The organism is Paenarthrobacter ureafaciens, from assembly GCF_004028095.1.
GTDB lineage: Bacteria > Actinomycetota > Actinomycetes > Actinomycetales > Micrococcaceae > Arthrobacter > Arthrobacter ureafaciens.
The window spans coordinates 1576980-1592734 of sequence record NZ_SBHM01000007.1 but is presented as its reverse complement, the minus strand read 5'-3'; the positions used below and the strand labels follow the sequence as shown (position 1 = coordinate 1592734).

Here is a 15755-nt window from a genome sequence, read left to right as displayed (position 1 = left end):
GAGGCGACAACGGGAACGGCATGGAGGCAGGGCCTCAACAGGCGTGGATTTTTGTCGGGTGAAACTCGGCGGCGCACAAAGGCACAGGCCGGTTTACTCAAAAATCAGTGTTCCCATGCGTCACACCATAGCTACCTTGCCCGGTGTTTGTGAACCCCTCCGGGCACCGTGATTTTGTTAGCATGACCCCAATGTCTCCGGATCCCGCCGTCGTCCAAGCGCTTCGTGCCGCCGGCTGCGTCTTCGCTGAAGAGGAAGCCGGGCTGCTCATGGAAGCCGCCCGGAGCGATGAAGACTTCGCGTCGATGGTGCAGCAGCGCATCAGCGGGATACCCCTTGAACACATCCTGGGGTGGGCCGAATTCTGCGGACGCCGCATGGTGGTGGAGACGGGCGTTTTCGTGCCGCGGCGTCGCACGGAGTTCCTGGTGCGTCAGGCGGCCTTGGTCGCCGAGCCGGGCGCCGTCGTCGTCGATCTTTGCTGCGGTTCGGGCGCTATTGGCGCTGCCTTGGGCGACCTGCTGGGCAGTTGCCAGCTGTACGGCGCGGACATCGACCCCCTGGCTGCCGCATGCGCCGCCCGGAACATCGGCCCGCGTGGCGGCCAGGTATTCCAGGGTGACCTGTTCGAGCCACTGCCCCCGGAACTCCGGGGCCGCGTGGACGTCCTGATGGTCAACGCCCCTTATGTTCCCACAGGCTCGATCGCCATGATGCCGTCTGAGGCCCGCCTTCACGAACCGATGGCAGCGCTCGACGGCGGAGGTGACGGTCTGGACGTCCAGCGTCGCGTCGTGAGGGACTCTCCGGAGTGGTTGTCGCCCGGTGGAGCACTGCTGATTGAGACCTCGGACGTACAGGCGTCGGCGACCGCCGCGTTGATGGTCGGCGTGGGGCTCCGGGCGAGCGTCCTTTTCGATGGGGATCTTGGGGCAACGGTGGTCCTCGGACGGTGGCCCTAAGGGTGCAATAGGTTAGCTTTCGCGGTGAAAAAGCTGCCGTTTGATGTACTTCACTAAACAATTTGATAACGGCATGCGGCCGGCACCTACTTCCCTGTTATGACGGGGCAAAACCGGGCAAAGAGAAGTAAGTTTGCTTAGCAATACGTACCCCGAAGTGGCCCCAAAACCCGATCCCAACTCGGATTGGTGGGCAAAACCGCGTAAAATTGAACACCTGCCCAGAGCGGGGCAGCAGAAGTCGCAAGCAAATGACCTCCCTAGGAGAAGCCCAAATGCCCATAGACCAAAGCAACACCGTCTCTCCGGACGGCGCAAGGAACGCCTCCGGAAACAAGGTAGCGGCAGGCCACGAACCGGCCGCTGCGAAAGTTGGTAAAAGCACCAAAATGCCGAAGCTTCGGACGAAGCGCCGGTTGAAGGAATCCGACGTGAACGTCGTGAACCAGCCGATGCTGAAGAAAGCACTCGGCGGCACTATCGTCGGCAACACTATGGAATGGTACGACGTAGGTGTCTTCGGCTACCTGATCACCACCATGGGACCCGTTTTCCTCCCGGAAGCTGACCCGTCCGTCCAGACCCTCTTCCTTCTGGGTACGTTCGCCGCCACCTTCATCGCCCGCCCGCTCGGCGGTGTGGTCTTCGGTTGGCTCGGCGACAAAATCGGCCGCCAGAAGGTACTCGCAGCAACACTGATGCTGATGGCGGCAAGTACGTTCGCCGTCGGACTCCTGCCCGGCTATGCGCAGATCGGTATCTGGGCAGCCGCGCTCCTGGTGATCCTCAAGCTCGTCCAGGGCTTCTCGACCGGCGGTGAATACGCCGGGGCAACCACGTTCGTGAGCGAATACGCACCGGACAAGCGCCGCGGCTTCTTCGCGAGCTTCCTGGACATGGGCAGCTACATCGGCTTCGCGCTCGGTGCCGCCCTGGTGTCAGTCCTGCAGCTCACGCTGGGACAGGCAGCCATGGAGGAATGGGGCTGGAGGATTCCGTTCCTGGTAGCCGGCCCCCTGGGCATCATCGCCGTGTACTTCCGGACGAAGATCGAGGAATCCCCGCAGTTCCAGGCAACCCTGGACGCCCAGGAAGCCCTCGCAAAGGACGCTGCTTCGCATGACGTGCACGTGGCCAAGGGCCCGATCGGCATCATCAAGGCCTACTGGCGCCAGATCCTGCTGGCCATGATTCTTGCCGCAGCAGCCAACACCGTTGGCTACGCACTGACCTCGTACATGCCCACATACCTGACGGACTCCAAGGGCTACGACCCCGTCCACGGCACCTTGCTGACCATCCCGGTCCTGGTGATCATGGCCCTCTGCATTCCGCTGACCGGCAAGCTTTCCGACCGCATCGGTCGCCGCCCCGTGCTGTGGATCGGCGCAGGCAGCACGGTCGTCTTCTCCATTCCTGCCTTCATGCTCATTGGCATCGGAGACGTATGGTCAACGCTGTTCGGCCTCGCCCTGATCGCCTTCCCCGTGACGTTCTACGTATCCAACCTGGCCTCGGCTCTGCCGGCCCTGTTCCCCACGTCCAGCCGTTACGGCGGAATGGGCATTGCCTACAACTTCTCGGTAGCGATCTTCGGCGGCACCACCCCGTTCATCGTGCAGGGCCTGATCGAAGGTACCGGTGACGACATGATGCCGGCGTACTACCTGATGGCAACGTCCATTGTTGGCGGGATCGCGATCTTCTTCCTGCGTGAATCCGCGAAGCGTCCGCTTCCGGGCTCCATGCCCAGCGTGGATACCGAGGCCGAAGCCCGTGAACTCGTGGAAACCCAGGACAGCAACCCGCTCATCAACCTGAACGAGATGCCGTTCGATGGCCAGCCCGTCAGCGATGTGGCCTTTGGCCGGGACAAGAAGGACCTGACACCTGCTTAGGACTTACTTGCCTGCGACTTCTGCGCGCGTACCCGATAGTTCGCGGTAACCGAACCGCCCACCGTAGCCACCAACCACAAGGCGCTCTCCTTGAGGTTGGTGGCTACGGCTGTTAACTAAACCTTTTTCACTCCAGCCAGATAGCTAAACAAAGCCCCGATCCCAAAAGTCCACGGCTCCATGTCTTCCGTGGCATGGACCTGGTTCACCAGCGTTCCAAGCTGCGCACTGCTAATGGTTACAACATCAGCGTTCTTATGGGTGAAGCCGAGCCCTTCCGCGTCGCGGTCCTGTGTGGGGGCGAAAAGCGTTCCGGTAAAAAGGGCAAAACCGTCCGGGTATTGGTGGTGCCGGCCGTGCGCAGCAGTTACGAGTTCCTCGAAGGGACGGCTGATCCGGCTAAGGCTGTTCCGGCCCTCAAGACGGTAACCGTCCACCCCTTCCACAGTCAGGGCTATCTCTTCGGTGCGAAGGGACTCCAACGTGAATCCGCCATGGAACAGCCGGATGAACGGGCCAACCGCGCACGAGGCATTGTTGTCCTTGGCCATTCCCAACAGGAGGGCACTTCGCCCTTCCACGTCCCGGAGATTCACATCATTGCCGAGCGCAGCGCCCTTGACCCTGCCTGCGGAATCGACCATGAGGACGAGTTCCGGTTCGGGATTGTTCCACGAAGAAAACGCGGGAATACCAACGCCGGAACCGTAACCCACGGCTGACAACACAGGAGCTTTAGTAAATACCTCCGGATCCGGGCCAAGCCCCACCTCCAAGTACTGGGACCACATGCCTTGGGCGGCCAGGATTTTCTTGGCCTCCAGGGCCTGTTTGGATCCGGGACGGACAGAAGCCAAACCGCCGTCGAGGGCTTTGTTGACGCTCTTCCTTACTTCCGCAGCACGGTTGAAGTCACCTTCGCACCGTTCCTCGATGACACGTTCCACCATGCTCTCCACGAAGGTCACGCCGCAGGCTTTAATCACCTGCAGGTCCAAGGGCGCCAGAAGGAAAGGGAGGTTGCGGTCCCCTGTCGCGGAGTTTTGGACCACCTCTTCCAGTGCCCATGGAAGAACATTCGAGCCACTGCTGAGAACCAGGTCCGCGGGATCGTCGTTTTCCAGGAGTTCCGAGACAGTGCCGAACATCGGGGTCAGGTCCACAAGTTCCTCACCCCGGACCGCCACTACCCGCGGGCCTTGGCTATTCGGATCCCAGATTCGCCCAACCAGCACGGAGTCCGCGCCGTCCGATGGCAGGATGTCCGGCATGTTTGACTTATTCACTGACTTTTCCTTCCGGGATTGGTGAATCCCAAGCTCCATCCACCCGGCGCCGGATCCGCCACGGATTGTCATCACGCAACGGTGCCGGCAGTTGGGACGGCGGGAAGGAATCGTAGGCCACAGCCCGCATGAACCGAGCGATCGCCGCCGTTCCCACGGACGTGGTGGTTGCCGTGGTGGCCGGGTAGGGTCCGCCATGGTGCTGTGCATAGCTCACCGTCACACCTGTGGGCCAGGCGTTCCACAGCAACCGGCCGCAGCGTTCCCGCAGAGTGGACAGCAGATCCGAGACGTCTTCGTGGGGTTCGGCATGAACGGTGCCGGTCAGTTGCCCCACCATTAATCCTGCCAGGGAGACCAGGTCATCACCTGGGTGATACTCCACTACTACCGCAGCCGGTCCGAACATCTCCTGTTCAAGGATTCCGGGATGTTTGCGGACGTGATCAGCCGTGGTCTTCAGGATAGTAGGGTGGGGCGCCTCGGAATCGTCCCCTGCCAACAGCACGTCTACGCCGGGTGCGGCCCGCACGGTTTCCACGGCCCGATCGAAGCCTTCCCGCAGTCTGGGGCTAAGGAGCGGGCGGCGCGGCTTGCCTGCGACTTCCCGATTGAGAATGTCAGAGACGTCATCACCGTTGCCGGTTAAGGCGGAGGAGTACCCCGGGACAAAGAGAAGCCCAGGTTTGGTGCAGAATTGGCCCATCCCCATAGTGAACGACGACGCGAAACCGGCCAGGATCTCATCGCGGCGCAACTTCCAAGCAGCTTCAGTGACGAACACAGGGTTGATGCTGCCCAGTTCTCCGTAGAAAGGGATGGGTGTGGAACGTCGTGCCGCCCGGTCGAACAGCGCCCTTCCTCCGGCGGTGGAACCAGTGAAGCCAATAGCCTTTACCAACGGGTGGTCCACCAGGCATTCAGCTGCCGCCCGTCCGATGATGGTGGAGAAAAGCCCCTGCGGAGCACCCACCGATTCCAACGCTTCCTCCACGATCGCACCTGTGCGCAGGGCAAGCTGCAGGTGGCCTTCGTGGATCTTATGCACCACTGCACACCCGGCGGCGAGCGCAGATGCACTGTCTCCACCCATGACGCTGAACGCGAAGGGGAAGTTGGAGGCCCCGAATACGCCTACGACGCCCAGAGGCACGGAGACGCGACGGATATCCGGCCGCGGACCCATCCCCCACGTCGGATCGGCGTGGTCGATGGTTGCGTCCAGGTGTTCTCCCCGGACGACCTCCTCCGCGAACAACCGTAGTTGGAAGACGGACCTCTTGAGCTCGAAGGAAAGCCTTCCCTCGTCCAAGTGGGTTTCTTCTTGTCCCAGGGCCACCAGCTCATCTGCATTCGCTTCCAATGCAGCGGCGATGCCCCTTAACCATGCGGCACGCGTGCCCGGGTCGATGTCCCTTGCTTGTTCGTAGGCCGCGTGGGCGGCGGTGGTCCTGGTGTTTGTTTCCTCGACTGTGGTGAACATTGTCCCTCCTTCCACGATTTCTTTTTGGGCTTGCATGTAATCGCTTGCCACCTAGCCCACCGGGGTGGTTTCGAGGTTGAAGAAAGACCTCGCGTCCGGAGGACGGATGTCCGCAACCGCATCGGTGAAAATGCGCATGGGGTGTGGTGTGTAAGGGTGTTCCGCGATGGCGTCGAAGTCGAGTTCGATGCCCAGACCAGGTCCTTCCGGGATGAGGACGTCGCCGTCCTCAGTCAGCGTCAGCCGTTCACTGGAAATTTCGCTTCGCCACGGCACGTCAGTGGCCATGATTTCCAAGTAGCGGAAGTTCGGCACCATGGCGCCGAGCTGCAACGTGGCGGCCGTGCTGAGAGGTCCGCTGGGGTTGTGCGGGGCGAAGGGAATGTACTGGGAGGCAGCAAGCGTGGCGATGAATTGCAGTTCCATAAGTCCACCGGCATGCGTGACGTCCGGCTGTACGTAGTCAACGGCGTGCCGGCCCAATGCCGGCACGAACGTGCTCCGTCCGATCCAACGTTCCCCCGCAGCGATGGGCACGGGAGACTTGGAACGGATCTCCACGAGGGAATCGATCCCGTCAGGCGGGCACGGTTCTTCGAAGAACACGGGGTTGAATTGTTCGAGTTCGCGGGCCACCCTGATAGCGGTCGGAACGTCGAACCTGCCGTGCCCCTCGATGAACAGTTCGACGTCGTCCCCCACCGCCGCCCGTACGGCGGCCACTGGTTCCAGCATCCGTTTCAGGTCCCGGGGTTCGAGGGTGAGATCTGCTGCTTCAAACGGATCCCATTTGAGGCCCCGGAACCCTTGTCCGATGGTCTGCACGGCGGCCTCGGCAAAGTCTTCCGGGGTGCGGGCTCCGGAAAACCACCCGTTGGCATAGGCCCGTACCCTATCGCGGACCTGGCCGCCGAGCATGCGATGAACCGGCACCCCGAGTGCACGGGCAGAGACATCCCACATTGCCATTTCCAATGCGCTCAAGGCGGTCATGGAAACGGGCCCGCCCCGCCAGTAGGCATCTCTGTTGAGCTGGTAGATCGTTTCCGTGATGCGGGTTGGATCTTTGCCTCGAACCGCATCCGCGAGGACGGCCACGGCACCCACCACGGCGTGCTCCTGTCCTTCAAGGGTCGCCTCGGCTACTCCAGTAATTCCTTCGTCGGTGCTGAGCCTGACGAAAATAAGGTTTGTCCGATAAAAATCGACAACTACGGTATCGAGGTTGGTTATTTTCATAAGTGAGTCTTTATCCCTTAACCGCGCCGGCAGTCATGCCGCTGACGACGTATCTCTGTGCAAAAAGGTAAAAAGCGACTGCGGGCAGCGTGAACAGCAGACCGACCGCCATGATGCTTTGGATAGAGGTGTCCTGCTCCCCGATGAAGCCGGCCACGCCAACCGAGGCCGGTTGCAATGACTTGTCGAAGACGAACGTGACCGCAAAGACGTATTCGTTCCAGGCGCTGAAGAACGCGATGACGGCAGCGGCGGCGATTGCCGGCGCGATGAGCGGCAGGATGATGCGGAACAGTACCGTGGGCGGGTTGCTTCCATCCACGCGTGCAGCCTCGTCGAGATCCCGAGGAACTCCGTCAATGGCTCCCTTCAGAATCAAAGCCACCACTGGCAGGGCGAAGGCTGTGTCCGCAAGGATAAGACCGTGCAAGGAATTCAGCAGGTCAAATCTGCGGAATACGGCGAACAGTGGAACCACCAACAGCGCTTCCGGAAGCATCTGCGTGAAAAGCAAGGCGAGGCCAACAGTTGCTTTCCCCCTGAAGCCAAACCGGGACAGCGCATAGCCCAAGGGCACACCCAAGGCGATGGACAGTACGGTAGTGCCCGCGGCAACGACGAAGCTGTTGGTGAGCCATCCGACAACCTGGCCGTCAGCCAGGGCTTCGCTGAAAACGTTGAGTCGGGAGAAGTCCGGAAGCACGTTGATCGATGGGCCGAACAGGTCTTGATCAGATGTCAGTGCCGTGACGAACATCCAGTAGACCGGGAAGATAGCGAGCCCCAAGACAACCAGGACGGCCAGCATGCGTGCAGTCACGCCAAGGTGTAAGCGGCGCATCATGCCTCCTTAGCGGCCGCACGTGCGACCAGTCGACTACCGATAATGACGATGAGGGAGATGACGATGCCCACCATCCCGATCGCGGCGGCTGTGCCGAGTTGCTTTGACTCGAATGCCTGCGAATAGAGGTCGATAACAAGGGTCCGGGTGGAACCCAGGGGCCCACCGCGCGTCATGAGCCAGATCAGCTCGAATCGCCGCAGAGACCAGATGGTCATAAGTACGGCCACCAAGCCGATGGTCGGTTTCAGCACCTGCCAGGTGACCACGCGGAAGATCATCCAGCGCCCTGCGCCGTCAACTTGCGCTGCTTCGACGAGTTCCTGCGGCACACTTTGCAGCGCAGAGAGCAGGACGACGGCAACAAACGGGACCAACTGCCAGATAGTGGTCATGAGAATGGCCGCGAGAGCCAGGCTGGGATTATCCAGGACGCCGTTCTCGCCTGTGTCTATCCCCAAGCCTTTCAACACCCGGGTAAGGAGGCCGAATTGCGGGTTGAACATCCACACCGCTATCAGCGCCACGGCGATTCCGGGAGCAGCCCACGGCACGGTGACCAAGGACCGGGCCACTGCCCGGCCCGGGAACCTGCCGTTCAACAGGAGAGCCACTACCAACCCCAGTCCCACCGACCCGACAACGCAAGCGGTGACATACAGAAGGGTGGTGAGCAGGGTCTGCCGGAACGACGGGTCCCCGAGAACGGACTGGTAGTTCGCCAGGCCGACCCAAACGTTCAGGGTCGGGTTAAGCAGCGTTGTCCGGGTGAAACTTAGCCAGACTTCCTGCAGGAGCGGGAAGAGCTGGAAGATGCCGATGTAGAGGACAGCCGGGGCAAGGAAAAGATACGGTGTCCACGGACTGCCCACCGCGCTCCTGCGCCGGCGCTTGCGTGGGGACGGGGAAGCGGGTTTGGAAGTGTTCCCGGGCCCCGGGGACCGCGACAGCAGACGCGGTCCCCCTTTTTGGCCGCTCATTACCTAACCAGCTCCTCGGCCTGCTTCTGGGCCTTCTCCATGGCGGTCTTCATGTCCTGCTGGCCCTGAAGGGAAGAAAGCACCTCAGTGACAACAATGCGGCGGATGTCCGCGGTCTGGGGACCGAAGCCGTTGACGATCTGCGGAACACCGGACTCGGTCAGCTTGTCCAATTCGGGGAGGAACGGGTATTTCTCCAGGCTCTCGGCGCTGCGTTCGGTGGGCGTGGCCACGCTGCTGGCACCCAGCACTTCCTGAAGCTTGACCTGCTGCTCGGGCTTCAGGATCCACTGGATGAAGTCGAGGGCGGCGTCCTTGTGCTTGCTGTTCGCGTTGATGACGATCGGGGCCAGCAGGGAACCCTGTTTCTTCTCAGGGAACGGGATCCGGGCAACGCTGAAATTCAGTGCCGGGTTGGCTGACTTGGTAGCGGTCACGTAGCCGCCGTTGTTGAGCTCCATTCCAACCTTGCCGTTGGCGAACATCTTGCGGAAGGTGGCCGCATCCGCGCCCTTGGGAATGACGTTGGCGTCGTAAAGCTCCTTGTATTTTTCCAGTCCTTCAATCACCTTGGGCGAATCCAGGGTGAGCTTCCCGCCGTCGGACCAGTCACCGCCGAAACCGAGCACGTAGTTGTAGATGTCCTGCCACACACCTGCTTCTTCTGCCTGAGTCTGACGGAAGGCGAGGCCGTACACGTCACCCTTGGTGGTGGCCTTGGCCGTTTGCATGAACTCGTCAAAGGTTTTGGGAGCCTCGGGGATGAGGTCCTTGTTGTAGAACATGCCGTAGTTGGAGTTCTCGAAGACAACGCCGTAGCGGTGGCCGTCGACGTTCAGGTACTTGTCCGGCCCGGCAATCAAGTTGAGCTTGGACGCGTCGATCTTGTCGTCCAGGGGCTCGAGCAGGGCAGAAGCTGCTGCCGTGGAGAACTCGGGCATATCAAAACGCACCAAGTCCGGACCTTCTCCACCGCCCATTTGTGTCAGGACGGTCTGGCCGAAGGTCGGGTAAGGGACCGAAGCAGCCTGGACGGTTACCGTACTCTGGCTCGCGTTGTACTCATCGATGAGCTTTTGCAAGCCCGGTCCGCGGCCCGGGTCCCCGAGGGTGGAGGCGGCGAAGGTGATGGTCGCCGGCTGCGGGGAGCCGGAGTTATTCTCCTGGGATGGCGAGCAACCAACAAGAACGGTGGCTCCCACTGCAACGGTGGCGAGGACAGAGAAGGTCTTCGCGCGGCGGTTGGGTCGAAATGGCATAGCTACTCCTTCGTATGCATCTTTCCGTGAGACGCAGCCCACATATTTGAGTATTATTACTAATAATAGGTATAAAGGCAATAGTCAGGTTAAAGGGGTAGGGTACCGCTATGACAAACCTGCACACCGAGCTGGTAGACATGCTCGGGCTACGCATCGTGCGCGGAGACTACCCTCCGGGTACGCGCATCGATGTGGACTCTCTGGAGCCGGAATTCGGAGTCAGCAAAACGGCGATGCGGGAAGCGCTGCGAGTGATCCGGGAAAAGGGCTTGATCGATTCGTGGCCGCGCCGCGGAACAATCGTCAATGACCGGAAGTCATGGAAGCTGCTGGACAGCGACGTGATTAAATGGCGCCGCGCAGCCCGGCGCGATGACGACCGCCTCCTGGCCGAACTCTCCCAGTTGAGGGATGTCATAGAGCCGGCCGCGGCAAAGCTTGCTGCACGGTTCAGGAAACCTGAGGACCTGGAAGCCCTTGAGAAGGCATTTGCCGAATTCGAAGCATCAGGCCGCGATGTTGAACGGCTCGCCGCAGCGGACCATGACTTTCACCTGAGCCTGCTTCGGGCAACCCACAATGAACTGATGATGCGCCTCGACGTTGTGATCGTGCACGCACTGAGCGCCCGGAACCGCATCCAGCATCACCCGGGAGGTCACTGGCTGGACCCGGTACCGGACCACAGGTCCATCCTGGATGCCATCAAAAAGGGTGATCCGGAAGCGGCCGAGGCCGCAATGCGGTACGCGATCCGCGAATCCGACGTTGATTTGAGGAGCGGCGAACCGGAGTTCGAATCGCCCTTGGATTTTCCTGGCCTGGATACAGACCTGCATACCCGATAGCGCGAAACAACCCCAAACTACCTCTGCCGCTTCAGCGCCCCACCGATAATTCGCACCCCTTCCGGGAACGCTCCCGGGTTGGGCCCGGCATAGTTGAGCCGGACATACGGCCCTTCGGGTTCGGCAGGGAACCACTCGGAACCTGCGGCGATCAGGACGCCCGCCGCCTCGCAATCCTTGGTGAGGCGATCGGCGTCGGCCCCGTCCGGAAGCCGCAACCAGAGGTTCAGGCCGCCCTTGGGCAGGTGCGTCAGGTGGGCCTCCGGGATGTGTTCGCTGAGGCTGGTGGCCAGAAGATCCCGCCGCGACTGCAACTGGGCCGAGACTCCCCGGAGGTGGGTTTGCCACCCGGGCTGGGTGACGACGTCGAGCGCGGCCGCCTGCAGGAGGCCGCTGACGTACATCGACTCAGCGGCCTGCGCGGTAAGGATCCGCTCCCGGGCCGGGCCGCGGGCGACCACCGCCGCCACGCGGATGGACGGGGACACGCTTTTGGTCAGCGAGCGGATGTAGAGAACGTGCCCTGAGTCGTCCTTCGCGGCTACCGGTACGGATGGGGCGGTGATCCCGAAGTCGTGGGCCCAGTCGTCCTCCACAAGGAAAGCGCCATGGGCCCGCACCACGTCCAGGACTTCCTCGCCGCGCCGAACCGACCACTGGGCACCGGTTGGGTTCGCGAAGTTGGGTTGGGCGTAGAACATGCGGGCGCCCGTCTCTTCGAAAGCACGGGACAGCTGTGCGGGGTCAGGACCGTCCGGCCCGCTCGGTACCGGGACCACGCGGACACCCGCCTGCGCGGCCGCAAGCAACGCGCCCCAATAGCTGGGCGACTCCACCAGCAGCGGCTGGCCGTGACCCACCAGGCCGCGGAAGATCGAGCTCAGGCCGCTTTGGCTTCCGGGAAGCACGACGACGTCGCCGGGCTGGGGCGGCGTCACGCCAACCGGCGTTGAGGTACTAAGCTCCTGCGCGAACCACGACTGCAGCTCCGGCAGACCCGCGACGGGCGGCCTGGACAACGCGGCCTCGCCACGCGCCGCACGCGTCAGTGCCGAACGAACCAGCCTCTCTGGGAGGAGCTCACGCGCCGGGTACCCGGAGTGGAAAGCAATCACATCATTGGACGCACTGCGCATCGCAGCGGTGTTGGTTAGCCTGGGTGCCTGGAGCGCGCCAAGGGCAGCCGTCTGCCACGCATAATCCACCGGACGCGCGGTGCGGTAGGCTCGGACGAACGTTCCAACGCCGGGACGGCTCTCGATAAGCCCTTGGGCGGTGAGTGTCCTCAGTGCCTTTTGTACTGTCACAGGGCTCGCTTGGTACTCCGCCACGAGTTGGCGGGTAGAAGGCATTCGGGCCCCGGGGGCGGCTGCGGCAATCCACTCTTTCAGTCGCGAGACTATCCGTGAACTGCTATCGTTGTTCATGAACCATAATAGTAGCGCTACTCTCATTCAGTCGCCAGCGTTACCCACGCCAACCGCATCCGGAATTTGGTGGGGGCTTGTGGGCGTGTTCGCCTTCTCCTTCACGGTTCCCTTCACACGGGTGGCCGTGGATGGGATGTCGCCCCTGTTCATTGGAGCCGGCCGGGCAGTCATAGCCGCCGCCCTTGCTGCCGCTGCCTTGGCAATCACCAAGCAACGCTTTCCCCAAGGCATGCAGTGGTTGCGCCTGGCAGTAGTAGCCGGCGGAATCGTGGCCGGGTTCCCGCTACTCACCACCTTTGCCCTGACCAGCACTTCCGCGAGCCACGGCGCGGTGGTCATTGCCCTTCTCCCGGCAGCAACAGCGACCGTGGCCGTCATGCGGGGACGCGAACGTCCGAGGCCCCTGTTCTGGGTGCTCACGGGGGTGGGCGTGGTGGCCGCAGTGGTTTTCGCCCTGGCGCAGTCGGGCGGCTTTGAGTCACTTCACTGGGCTGACCTTCTCCTGCTCGGAGCCGTTGTAGCCGCCGCTATCGGCTACGCGGAAGGCGGCCTGTTGGCCCGCGAACTGGGTTCGTGGCAGACCATCTCCTGGGCCCTGGTGGTGGCGTCCCCGGTCATGATCCTGTTGACAGCCATGTCGCTGGCGTCTGGCTTCCCTTCCACGACGCCGGCCGGATGGGCGGCCTTTGCCTATTTAGGCGTGGTCAGCATGTTCCTCGGCTTCTTCGCCTGGTACCGCGGGCTTGCCATCGGGCCCATGGCCCAAGTCAGCCAGATCCAGTTGGTACAGCCCGTCATGACCATCGCGTGGGCAGCTCTCCTGCTCGGCGAGTCCCTCACCCTGACCACCGTCATCGGCGGTCTCATGGTGATCCTCTGCGCAGGTGCCGCCGTGCGCGTGAGGCTCGCGCCGCCGTCGCGCCCCTAACCCAAGCCGAAAGGACACTTCCATGTACACCCCCGCCCACTTCGCCGCTTCCGAAGAGGCCATTGAGGCGCTGCTCCGCAACTCCGGGGCCGCGAACCTCGTGACCATGACACCGGACGGCCTGCTCGCCACGCTCCTGCCTTTCATCTACGACCCCTCCGTTGGGGACCACGGCGCCCTGCAAACCCACATGGCGCGCAACAATCCCCAATGGTCAACGCCGGTGACGGGTGAGGCGTTGATGATCCTTCAAGGTCCGGACGCCTACATCTCCCCCTCCTGGTACGCCTCCAAGGCCGAGCATGGACGGGTGGTTCCCACGTGGAACTACTCCACCGCGCACGTCTACGGCCGGCTGGTGATCCATGACGACGGCGAGTGGCTGGGAAAGCACGTCCGGCAGCTTTCGGATCACCACGAGTCGGCGATGGCCCGTCCCTGGTCGGTGGACGAAGCACCGCAGCGCTTTATTGCCGGGCAGCTGAAGGCGATAGTCGGCGTCGAGCTTGTGATGACGCGCGTGGAGGTGAAAGCGAAACTCAGCCAAAACCGGACGCCGGCTGATGTGGAAGGCGTCATCGCCGGACTCCGGTCGGTAGGCGACGCTGCCAGCGCAGCCGACGTTGAGCGGGCACGGAACTCATAGACTCGGCAATGAGGCGTCCAGGAGGGGCCAAGGCGCATTCGCCTGCGGTGGCGGAGCCTACGCGGGCGGGACCACCGGGCGCCACATCGCCACCCGCGGCCAGCGCGTCAGTCCCAACTCCGCCTCATGCTCCATCAGGCGGGTGAGCTCCGGGCCCCACAGTCCGGCGTCGAACACCTCAAAACCGAGGCGGCGATAGTACGGCGCGTTCCAAGGAACGTCCCGGAAGGTGCTGAGGGTCTGCCGGTGCATGCCGTGGCCCCTCGCCCAAACCCGGGCGGCATGGAGCAGTTCCCGGCCGATGCCTTGGTGGGCCTGGTCCGGGTGAACACTCACCTGTTCCACATGGGCGTTTCCGTCCACCACGTCCACAAGGATGTAGGCCACGGGGTAGTCGAGGCCGTCGACGTAAACCCAGGCCCGTCCCGCAGAGACATACTCCTGCAACACGTCCACGGGAAAGGGTTCGTCGTCGGCAATCTGGTCCATGCCCAAGGAACGGAAGGCCTCCCCCGCGGCGCGCTCAATGGTCTGCAGCTGCCCGAGGTCATCCGAATGCGCCAGCCGGATCATCGGCCCGGATCCGGTGTTGCAGGGGCCTGCCACGACATGGTGGAGCGGGTTCTGCAGACGAAAGCTACGGGCATATCTCGATCTTTCCAGATTCCTCTGACAGTCCTTGCTACGCGTTGTGACCGGGCTTATGGCAGCTCGCGCGGCAATCCTGATAATTTTCGGACGTGAGCCTTTAGCCCACAAGCCCTTGATGATTGGTGGTGTTCCCATGTCCGTGTTCATGACGCACGCCCGGGAACTTCACCGGATCGGTCCGGCGAACAACGACAGGCTATCGGCCGTACGCGTCGGGCTCAGCGTGGTTGTGCCTGGACTCTTCCTCATTGCCATCGGCCGGCCCGAGCTCATGATGTACGCGGTGTTCGGTGCCTTGACAGGCATGTACGGACGCAATGAATCGCACCAACTTCGGCTCAGGCACCAAGCACAGGCGGCGCTCTTGCTGGTGGGCGGGTTGTCCATCGGCACCTTCCTGTCCGTCAACCATATTCATTCGTGGTGGCTCGTGCTCGTGGCTACGCTTTTCGCGGGGGCCGGCTCTTTCTTCTGTGATGCCGCGAAGCTAAGGCCCGTAGGACCGTTCTTCGGAATCCTTGCCTTGGGCGCCTGCGCCTCGGTGCCGACCAGCGTTCCATTTACGACGGCGGTGCTCATCGGTGCTGCCTCGGCAGCGTTCTCGATCGTGGTTGGCTTTGCGGGGTGGTTGCGAACCCGCTCATGGGAACGGGGTGCGGTCCGGGACGTACCACTGTTGCGCGGGCCTCTACGGCAGTCAGCCCTGGTCCATGCGACGCGCTACGTCCTTGCAGTCAGCGCGGCCGGGGTTTGCGGCGTACTCAGTGGCAGCGGCCACCCGCACTGGGCCATGGCAGCAGCGGCCGTCCCGCTGGCCGGTGCCGATCTGCCAAGCCGGGTCCACCGGGGCATCCACAGGATCGTGGGGACGTTCCTCGGCTTGGGGGTGGTCGCCGTCGTGCTTTTCCCGAGTCCGGTGTCGCCGCTTCAGTACTTCCCAAGCCACGGCCCGGTGGTACTCGCGGTGATCGTGATGTTATGCCAGTTCCCCACCGAGCTGTTCATGGCCAGGCACTACGGCTGGGCCATGGTGTTCTTCACCCCCGTAATCCTGCTGATCGCGCAGCTGGCGGCACCCATGGATCCGGGAGTGCTGGTGCTGGAGCGGGCCGTTGAGACGTTCGTGGGAGCGGTCATCGGAATTGCCGTTGCCGTGGTGGTGCAGCGGCGGCGCTAAACCGACTCCGTTGTCAGTCACGTCACGGACGTCTGGCACTGTTCCCTGCTCAAGCGCTGCAGAAATCGCGACCACTTCAAGGGGCGATGCCCAAAATGTCCCACTTCATGTGGGGCATTTA

Annotated in this window: 14 protein-coding genes; 6 read left to right on the top strand and 8 right to left on the bottom strand. The window is 62.5% G+C overall.

Translation table 11 applies throughout. The features are described from left to right. Positions 1-191 precede the first annotated feature (191 nt). The gene (locus AUR_RS11740) at positions 192-962 is read left to right on the top strand and encodes a putative protein N(5)-glutamine methyltransferase (protein ID WP_062094692.1); all 771 of its coding nucleotides are present in this window, start codon (positions 192-194) and stop codon (positions 960-962) included. 275 nt (positions 963-1237) lie between these two features. Then, on the top strand, positions 1238-2860 hold the full coding sequence (locus AUR_RS11735) for an MFS transporter (protein ID WP_021471250.1): 1623 nt from the start codon (positions 1238-1240) through the stop codon (positions 2858-2860). 116 nt (positions 2861-2976) lie between these two features. Here AUR_RS11735 and AUR_RS11730 read toward each other — a convergent pair whose 3' ends face one another. The 6 genes from AUR_RS11730 to AUR_RS11705 all read right to left on the bottom strand — a co-directional run bounded on the left by AUR_RS11730 (position 2977) and on the right by AUR_RS11705 (position 9951). Beyond that, positions 2977-4131: a fumarylacetoacetate hydrolase family protein gene (locus AUR_RS11730; protein ID WP_062094690.1), complete on the bottom strand. Its 1155-nt coding sequence runs from the start codon at positions 4129-4131 to the stop codon at positions 2977-2979. A 7-nt stretch (positions 4132-4138) separates the two neighbouring features. Then, a complete protein-coding gene (locus AUR_RS11725; protein WP_021471252.1) occupies positions 4139-5629 on the bottom strand; it encodes an aldehyde dehydrogenase (NADP(+)) in 1491 nt (496 codons plus the stop codon). Between the two features lie 51 nt (positions 5630-5680). Next, positions 5681-6868, bottom strand: coding sequence for a mandelate racemase/muconate lactonizing enzyme family protein (locus AUR_RS11720; protein ID WP_062094688.1), 1188 nt, complete (start codon positions 6866-6868; stop codon positions 5681-5683). A gap of 10 nt (positions 6869-6878) precedes the next feature. Continuing rightward, entirely contained in the window at positions 6879-7712 is an 834-nt protein-coding gene (locus AUR_RS11715) for a carbohydrate ABC transporter permease (RefSeq protein WP_062094686.1), read from the bottom strand. Then, on the bottom strand, positions 7709-8584 hold the full coding sequence (locus tag AUR_RS11710) for a carbohydrate ABC transporter permease (RefSeq protein ID WP_062094684.1): 876 nt from the start codon (positions 8582-8584) through the stop codon (positions 7709-7711). Before AUR_RS11710 ends, AUR_RS11715 begins: the two co-directional genes overlap by 4 nt. A gap of 107 nt (positions 8585-8691) precedes the next feature. Next, a complete protein-coding gene (locus AUR_RS11705; protein ID WP_062094682.1) occupies positions 8692-9951 on the bottom strand; it encodes an ABC transporter substrate-binding protein in 1260 nt (419 codons plus the stop codon). Between the two features lie 110 nt (positions 9952-10061). Here AUR_RS11705 and AUR_RS11700 point away from each other — a divergent pair, with 110 nt between their 5' ends. Beyond that, the gene (locus AUR_RS11700) at positions 10062-10802 is read left to right on the top strand and encodes a FadR/GntR family transcriptional regulator (RefSeq protein ID WP_021471257.1); all 741 of its coding nucleotides are present in this window, start codon (positions 10062-10064) and stop codon (positions 10800-10802) included. 17 nt (positions 10803-10819) lie between these two features. On the opposite strand, the gene AUR_RS11695 is transcribed toward AUR_RS11700, so the two are convergent. Beyond that, positions 10820-12229, bottom strand: a complete 1410-nt coding sequence (locus tag AUR_RS11695; protein WP_062094680.1) for an aminotransferase-like domain-containing protein — start codon at positions 12227-12229, stop codon at positions 10820-10822. On the opposite strand from AUR_RS11695, the gene AUR_RS11690 reads away from it, so the two are divergent. Both AUR_RS11690 and AUR_RS11685 read left to right on the top strand, forming a co-directional pair. Further along, positions 12228-13160 carry a DMT family transporter gene (locus AUR_RS11690; protein WP_062094678.1) on the top strand — a complete coding sequence of 311 codons (933 nt, stop codon included), beginning with the start codon at positions 12228-12230 and terminating at the stop codon, positions 13158-13160. The two genes, AUR_RS11695 and AUR_RS11690, sit on opposite strands and share 2 nt — an antisense overlap. A 22-nt stretch (positions 13161-13182) precedes the next feature. Next, on the top strand, positions 13183-13806 hold the full coding sequence (locus AUR_RS11685; RefSeq protein WP_062094676.1) for an FMN-binding negative transcriptional regulator: 624 nt from the start codon (positions 13183-13185) through the stop codon (positions 13804-13806). Between the two features lie 57 nt (positions 13807-13863). Here the strand turns inward: AUR_RS11685 and AUR_RS11680 are convergent, their stop codons facing one another. Further along, positions 13864-14412 carry a GNAT family N-acetyltransferase gene (locus AUR_RS11680; RefSeq protein WP_225740067.1) on the bottom strand — a complete coding sequence of 183 codons (549 nt, stop codon included), beginning with the start codon at positions 14410-14412 and terminating at the stop codon, positions 13864-13866. Positions 14413-14590: 178 nt separating this feature from the next. On the opposite strand from AUR_RS11680, the gene AUR_RS11675 reads away from it, so the two are divergent. Continuing rightward, on the top strand, positions 14591-15634 hold the full coding sequence (locus tag AUR_RS11675) for an FUSC family protein (RefSeq protein WP_021471262.1): 1044 nt from the start codon (positions 14591-14593) through the stop codon (positions 15632-15634). Positions 15635-15755 lie beyond the last annotated feature (121 nt).